The following is a 7033-nucleotide window of genomic DNA, read 5'->3' as shown; positions in this document are numbered from 1 at the left end:
TCATCGGCGCGCAGCTCGACAACGAGTACATGCACTCGTCCGCTCCATGGGAGATGACCACCGGCATCTCCGACGAATGGGTGCCCGGCGGCTCCGACGGCATCGCCTATCTTGAGGCGCTGCGCGGCATCGCGCACGAGGTCGGCATCGACGTGCCGTTCTACACGGCCACCGGCTGGGGCGGCGCGCCCGTGCCCGACGACGTGCTGCCGCTGTGGGGCGGCTACGCGTACCGGCCGTGGCTGTTCTACGCGCACGGCGGCGAACATCCCGTCACCGACGAATACCTGTACCGCGACTTCCACGCCAACGACTGCCCGCGCGGCGCCGAATTCGATCCCTCCTACCAGCCCGAGGACAGGCCGTACGCGTGCTGCGAAATGGGCGGCGGCATGACCAACTCGTACAACTACCGCTTCGTGCTGCCGATGAAATCCGTGGACGCTATGACCAACATCAAAATGGGCTCCGGCTGCAACTTCCTCGGCTACTACATGTACCACGGCGGCACCAATCCGACCGGTCACGGCGTCTACCTCAACGAAGGCCAGGTGCCGAAGAAGTCGTACGACTACCAGGCCGGGCTCGGCGAATTCGGACAGGTGCGCGAATCGTACGGCCGCATGAAGACGCTGCACTACTTCGGACGCACGTTCGCCGAACGGTTCGTGCCGATGGACGTCGTCGTGCCCGCCGACCAGGCCGGCATCACGCCGACCGACCGTGAACCGCTGCGCTACTGCGTGCGCACCGACGGCCGGTCCGGCTTCGTGTTCCTCGACAACTTCCAGGACCACGACGAGATGGTCGCCAAACATGACGAGACGATCGGGATCACGCTCGCCGACGGGGCCGGGACGGTCGTGATCGACGGGATCGGACTCGCGCCGGAGGAGAACTGCGTGCTGCCGTTCAACATGGACCTCGACGGCGTGACGCTCGCCGCGGCGACCGTGCAGCCGGTCACCGCGATCACGCTGCCGGGGGCTGCGCGCCGCACGTTCGTCTTCCTGCGGCCCGACGGCATGACCCGCGCGTGGATGCGCTTCGCCGACGGCACCATGCTCGACGTGGACGGCGACGCCGACTTCCAACGGTTCACCGTCTCCGACGGCGGCGCGACGGTCGACGTGGTCGTGCTCAGCCGGGCCAAGGCCGGCGAGATGACCGTGATCGACGGCGAGGCGCTCGTGTTCGCTCCGGGTGCCGCGTTCCGCCGCGACGGACGGATCGTCGTCGAGTCGACCCGCGGCGACATCCGCGTGGAGACCTATCCGGCGGGCTATCTTGCGGCCGGCAACGGGGAGACCGACATCATGGACGGTTCGTCGCCGCTCGGCTCGCTCACCGTCGCGCTGCCGGAAGCGCACGTTGAACCCACGGTCGAACGGCTGAAGGACAACCGTTTCGCGATCACCCTGCCCGACGGGTTCATGGACGGCGACCATGTCAAGGACATGCTGCTGCAGGTGCGCTACATGGGCGACATCGGCTGGCTGTTCGCCGGCGGCGAGCTGGTCAACGACAACTTCTGCAACGGCGACGTGTGGGAGATCGGCATGAAGGAGAACGCGGGGCTTGTCAAGGCCGCGGGCAACCGGCTCGTGCTCGTGATCACGCCGCTGAGGAAGGGCGTGAACGTGAACGTCGACTCGCCGATGGCCGCGCGCATGGAACACGCCGACGAGCAGATCGCATCGCTTGAATCCGTGGCCGTACAGCCCGTATACGAGGTGGAGTTCCGCAAGTCGTGACTGCAAGTCGTGACCCATTACCAACGCTGAGGGGCCGTTTCGCGTTGGGATCCGGTGGGTAACTTATCGGTTCTCGCCAGGATCCAACGCGGAAGGGCCCATCCGCGTTGGATCCCGGCCGGTTACCTCATTCTCGCGGATGAGAGGGGCGGGCGCCCCGGAGCGGAAAGGGATCATCCCGTTGCCCGATGTCCGGTCCGGCCGTAGGCGCCTAGCCTTGGATCCATGATCGTTGCATCGCATTCCATGCTGTTCGCATTCGCCGGCCTCATCGCCGGCATCGCCCTGTGCTATGCGCTGATGGTGACCGGCGCGTTCGTCGCCAAGCGGACCCTCGCCGACTGGGATCGGGAGGAGTGAGCCCCCGCCCATACGTGGCGGAAAACGCTTGCTGAGGGTGGTCTCAGCGAGATAAGACCGCCACGCGAGGAAGGACAGACGAAGAACGAGGCACAGGGATCGATCTGGAGGGACTGCCGTCAGCTCAGCAGCGCGGCGATGATCGCGATGCTGAGCCGTTCAACGAACAGTCCTGTGGACTGTTCGTAGGCGAGGGGAGCGGCTGTGCCGCGACGGTTCATCGCGATGCTGCTAACTGAGCAATGCGGCGATGATCGCGATGAACACTGGGCTGGTGAGCGTGGAGATGAGGATGCCGTCGCGGGCGAACGTGAGGCCCACGTTGTAGCGGGCCGCATAGTTGTACACGTTCTGGCCGGTCGGCAGCGCGGCGAGCACCACGCACGCGTACAGTACGTTGCCGCGGAAGCCCATCACGAAGTACGCGAGCAGGAACGCGATGATCGGCATCACGATGTTCTTCAGGATCGCGACCGTGAAGATCGCCGGACGGTCGCCCTTCTGCTGCAGCGGCTTCGTGCCGTGCAGCGACATGCCGAACGCCATCAGGATCATCGGCACCGCGGACTCGCCGATCATGTTGATCGGGTCGTACAGGAAGTTCGGGATGAACCAGCCGGTCCACGCGTTGACGGCCGACAGCAGGATGCCCAGCAGCGAGCCGATGAGCAGCGGCTGGTGCAGCGGCTGCTTGGCGATCTCCTTGAACGAGACCTTGCCCTTGGTGGTCACGTCGAGCGCGGTCAGGCCGATCGGCGTGAACAGGGCCTGCTGCATGACCAGGATCGGGGCGACCAGAGCGCCGTTGCCGAGGATGTAGGTCGCGATCGGTAGGCCGATGTTGTTCGAATTCAGATACAGCGAATTGAGTGAGCCGATGATCGCGTCGGGCGCGCTCATATGGAAGAACATGCGGTTGAGGGCCAGAAACACGAGCCCCACCAGCATGGCCGAGAAGAACGCCACGATGATCGACGAATGGAAGATGTCGAAGATCGGCTCCTTCGACAGGATCGCGAACATCAGACACGGGCTCGAGACGAAGAAGCTGAACCTGTTGAGCACCATCTGGGCGCTCGATCCGCCGATCTGCATACGCGCCGCGATATATCCGGCCAAAATCACGATGCCGATGACGCAGAAGCCTTCCATCGCGCTCAACAAACCCGGCATGAATCCCTCTTTCCCGATGTCCCTGCTGCTTTCGGCCAACCGCCGCAAATGTCGCGGGCGATGCGCTGGTGAGCGCCCCGCGAACCTGAAACCTATCCCATATTGCCACACCCCATCTAACTGGGAATGCGGCAGTTTGACGATCGAGAGGCTAAATTCGCCCTGTGTCAAGGTCAGTTCGACGATCGAGAGGCTCCCGAATCGCGCGCACAAGCTTTTACAGGCTGATTCGAGGCCTTCTCAGACGGATTACGGGACAGATATAGCCTCTCGATCGTCAAACTGACCTCGGCAAAACCGGTATTTGGCCTCTCGATCGTCAAACTGCCGCATTCCCAGTTAGATGGGGTGTGGCAATATGGGATAGGTTTCAGGTTCGCGGGGCGCTCACCAGCGCATCGCCCGCGACATTTGCGGCGGTTGGCCGAAAGCAGCAGGGACATCGGGAAAGAGGGATTCATGCCGGGTTTGTTGAGCGCGATGGAAGGCTTCTGCGTCATCGGCATCGTGATTTTGGCCGGATATATCGCGGCGCGTATGCAGATCGGCGGATCGAGCGCCCAGATGGTGCTCAACAGGTTCAGCTTCTTCGTCTCGAGCCCGTGTCTGATGTTCGCGATCCTGTCGAAGGAGCCGATCTTCGACATCTTCCATTCGTCGATCATCGTGGCGTTCTTCTCGGCCATGCTGGTGGGGCTCGTGTTTCTGGCCCTCAACCGCATGTTCTTCCATATGAGCGCGCCCGACGCGATCATCGGCTCACTCAATTCGCTGTATCTGAATTCGAACAACATCGGCCTACCGATCGCGACCTACATCCTCGGCAACGGCGCTCTGGTCGCCCCGAGCCTGGTCATGCAGCAGGCCCTGTTCACGCCGATCGGCCTGACCGCGCTCGACGTGACCACCAAGGGCAAGGTCTCGTTCAAGGAGATCGCCAAGCAGCCGCTGCACCAGCCGCTGCTCATCGGCTCGCTGCTGGGCATCCTGCTGTCGGCCGTCAACGCGTGGACCGGCTGGTTCATCCCGAACTTCCTGTACGACCCGATCAACATGATCGGCGAGTCCGCGGTGCCGATGATCCTGATGGCGTTCGGCATGTCGCTGCACGGCACGAAGCCGCTGCAGCAGAAGGGCGACCGTCCGGCGATCTTCACGGTCGCGATCCTGAAGAACATCGTGATGCCGATCATCGCGTTCCTGCTCGCGTACTTCGTGATGGGCTTCCGCGGCAACGTACTGTACGCGTGCGTGGTGCTCGCCGCGCTGCCGACCGGCCAGAACGTGTACAACTATGCGGCCCGCTACAACGTGGGCCTCACGTTCGCCCGCGACGGCATCCTCATCTCCACGCTCACCAGCCCAGTGTTCATCGCGATCATCGCCGCATTGCTCAGTTAGCAGCATCGCGATGAACCGTCGCGGCACAGCCGCTCCCCTCGCCTACGAACAGTCCACAGGACTGTTCGTTGAACGGCTCAGCATCGCGATCATCGCCGCGCTGCTGAGCTGACGGCAGTCCCTCCAGATCGATCCCTGTGCCTCGTTCTTCGTCTGTCCTTCCTCGCGTGGCGGTCTTATCTCGCTGAGACCACCCTCAGCAAGCGTTTTCCGCCACGTATGGGCGGGGGCTCACTCCTCCCGATCCCAGTCGGCGAGGGTCCGCTTGGCGACGAACGCGCCGGTCACCATCAGCGCATAGCACAGGGCGATGCCGGCGATGAGGCCGGCGAATGCGAACAGCATGGAATGCGATGCAACGATCATGGATCCAAGGCTAGGCGCCTACGGCCGGACCGGACATCGGGCAACGGGATGATCCCTTTCCGCTCCGGGGCGCCCGCCCCTCTCATCCGCGAGAATGAGGTAACCGGCCGGGATCCAACGCGGATGGGCCCTTCCGCGTTGGATCCTGGCGAGAACCGATAAGTTACCCACCGGATCCCAACGCGAAACGGCCCCTCAGCGTTGGTAATGGGTCACGACTTGCAGTCACGACTTGCGGAACTCCACCTCGTATACGGGCTGTACGGCCACGGATTCAAGCGATGCGATCTGCTCGTCGGCGTGTTCCATGCGCGCGGCCATCGGCGAGTCGACGTTCACGTTCACGCCCTTCCTCAGCGGCGTGATCACGAGCACGAGCCGGTTGCCCGCGGCCTTGACAAGCCCCGCGTTCTCCTTCATGCCGATCTCCCACACGTCGCCGTTGCAGAAGTTGTCGTTGACCAGCTCGCCGCCGGCGAACAGCCAGCCGATGTCGCCCATGTAGCGCACCTGCAGCAGCATGTCCTTGACATGGTCGCCGTCCATGAACCCGTCGGGCAGGGTGATCGCGAAACGGTTGTCCTTCAGCCGTTCGACCGTGGGTTCAACGTGCGCTTCCGGCAGCGCGACGGTGAGCGAGCCGAGCGGCGACGAACCGTCCATGATGTCGGTCTCCCCGTTGCCGGCCGCAAGATAGCCCGCCGGATAGGTCTCCACGCGGATGTCGCCGCGGGTCGACTCGACGACGATCCGTCCGTCGCGGCGGAACGCGGCACCCGGAGCGAACACGAGCGCCTCGCCGTCGATCACGGTCATCTCGCCGGCCTTGGCCCGGCTGAGCACGACCACGTCGACCGTCGCGCCGCCGTCGGAGACGGTGAACCGTTGGAAGTCGGCGTCGCCGTCCACGTCGAGCATGGTGCCGTCGGCGAAGCGCATCCACGCGCGGGTCATGCCGTCGGGCCGCAGGAAGACGAACGTGCGGCGCGCAGCCCCCGGCAGCGTGATCGCGGTGACCGGCTGCACGGTCGCCGCGGCGAGCGTCACGCCGTCGAGGTCCATGTTGAACGGCAGCACGCAGTTCTCCTCCGGCGCGAGTCCGATCCCGTCGATCACGACCGTCCCGGCCCCGTCGGCGAGCGTGATCCCGATCGTCTCGTCATGTTTGGCGACCATCTCGTCGTGGTCCTGGAAGTTGTCGAGGAACACGAAGCCGGACCGGCCGTCGGTGCGCACGCAGTAGCGCAGCGGTTCACGGTCGGTCGGCGTGATGCCGGCCTGGTCGGCGGGCACGACGACGTCCATCGGCACGAACCGTTCGGCGAACGTGCGTCCGAAGTAGTGCAGCGTCTTCATGCGGCCGTACGATTCGCGCACCTGTCCGAATTCGCCGAGCCCGGCCTGGTAGTCGTACGACTTCTTCGGCACCTGGCCTTCGTTGAGGTAGACGCCGTGACCGGTCGGATTGGTGCCGCCGTGGTACATGTAGTAGCCGAGGAAGTTGCAGCCGGAGCCCATTTTGATGTTGGTCATAGCGTCCACGGATTTCATCGGCAGCACGAAGCGGTAGTTGTACGAGTTGGTCATGCCGCCGCCCATTTCGCAGCACGCGTACGGCCTGTCCTCGGGCTGGTAGGAGGGATCGAATTCGGCGCCGCGCGGGCAGTCGTTGGCGTGGAAGTCGCGGTACAGGTATTCGTCGGTGACGGGATGTTCGCCGCCGTGCGCGTAGAACAGCCACGGCCGGTACGCGTAGCCGCCCCACAGCGGCAGCACGTCGTCGGGCACGGGCGCGCCGCCCCAGCCGGTGGCCGTGTAGAACGGCACGTCGATGCCGACCTCGTGCGCGATGCCGCGCAGCGCCTCAAGATAGGCGATGCCGTCGGAGCCGCCGGGCACCCATTCGTCGGAGATGCCGGTGGTCATCTCCCATGGAGCGGACGAGTGCATGTACTCGTTGTCGAGCTGCGCGCCGATGA

The 7033-nt window shown here is 64.3% G+C and carries 6 protein-coding genes; 3 read left to right on the top strand and 3 right to left on the bottom strand.

Features of this window, described 5'->3' with window-relative positions; all coding sequences use genetic code 11:
- The coding region (locus JS533_RS13105) for a beta-galactosidase (RefSeq protein WP_241515200.1) at nt 1-1754 on the top strand (1754 nt) is incomplete at its 5' end.
- A 225-nt stretch (nt 1755-1979) separates the two neighbouring features.
- Nucleotides 1980-2114, top strand: coding sequence for a hypothetical protein (locus JS533_RS13745; RefSeq protein WP_274619268.1), 135 nt, complete (start codon nt 1980-1982; stop codon nt 2112-2114).
- A 231-nt stretch (nt 2115-2345) separates the two neighbouring features.
- Here the strand turns inward: JS533_RS13745 and JS533_RS13100 are convergent, their stop codons facing one another.
- Nucleotides 2346-3287, bottom strand: coding sequence for an AEC family transporter (locus JS533_RS13100; RefSeq protein ID WP_241515203.1), 942 nt, complete (start codon nt 3285-3287; stop codon nt 2346-2348).
- A gap of 459 nt (nt 3288-3746) precedes the next feature.
- Here JS533_RS13100 and JS533_RS13095 point away from each other — a divergent pair, with 459 nt between their 5' ends.
- Entirely contained in the window at nt 3747-4688 is a 942-nt protein-coding gene (locus tag JS533_RS13095) for an AEC family transporter (protein ID WP_241515201.1), read from the top strand.
- A gap of 231 nt (nt 4689-4919) precedes the next feature.
- Here the strand turns inward: JS533_RS13095 and JS533_RS13740 are convergent, their stop codons facing one another.
- The gene (locus JS533_RS13740; protein WP_274619268.1) at nt 4920-5054 is read right to left on the bottom strand and encodes a hypothetical protein; all 135 of its coding nucleotides are present in this window, start codon (nt 5052-5054) and stop codon (nt 4920-4922) included.
- A gap of 225 nt (nt 5055-5279) precedes the next feature.
- A partial coding sequence (locus JS533_RS13090; RefSeq protein WP_241515200.1) for a beta-galactosidase occupies nt 5280-7033 on the bottom strand: 1754 nt, incomplete at its 5' end.

The sequence above is a fragment of the Bifidobacterium amazonense genome, from assembly GCF_018555435.2.
In the GTDB taxonomy this organism is placed as follows: Bacteria; Actinomycetota; Actinomycetes; order Actinomycetales; family Bifidobacteriaceae; genus Bifidobacterium; species Bifidobacterium amazonense.
Note: the sequence above shows the minus strand (reverse complement) of the source record. Positions and strands in the feature narration are given on the sequence as shown.